Origin of the sequence: Corallococcus praedator (assembly GCF_003612125.1) — a bacterium.
Lineage (GTDB): Bacteria > Myxococcota > Myxococcia > Myxococcales > Myxococcaceae > Corallococcus > Corallococcus praedator.
Genome location: NZ_RAWI01001153.1, coordinates 1 through 425, shown reverse-complemented (window position 1 = coordinate 425; position 425 = coordinate 1). Strand labels below are relative to the sequence as shown.

Annotated in this window: 1 protein-coding gene; it reads right to left on the bottom strand. The window is 56.7% G+C overall.

Features of this window, described 5'->3' with window-relative positions:
• Positions 1 to 425 (bottom strand): GspE/PulE family protein (locus D7Y13_RS43485; RefSeq protein WP_167508831.1); only part of this gene is annotated, 425 nt, incomplete at both ends.

Below are 425 nucleotides of genomic sequence, written 5' to 3'. Positions count from 1 at the left end.
TTCGATACGTGCAAGGTCGACAACACCAGATGGCCGGTGGCGGCTGATTCCAATGCAGCTTGTGCAGTTTCGCTGTCGCGAATTTCGCCGATCAGCATGACGTCCGGATCGTGACGCAAGAAGTGGCGCAGTGCGGTGCTGAAAGTGTAACCGGCACGACGGTTGACTTCGGTTTGGCAAGCGCCGGGCACGCGATATTCGATTGGGTCTTCGACCGTCAGCACATTGCGTTCAATCAGTGACTGCATGCGCAAGGCGGCATGCAGCGTCGTGCTTTTACCCGAACCGGTCGGACCGGTGATCAAAACCAGACCAGCCGGTTTGTCGAAAATTCTTTGCAGGATATCGACGTCGCGTTCCAGAAAACCCAGCTGACGCAAACCGGTCAATTCGCCGCGTTCCGGCAACAGACGCAATACCATGCG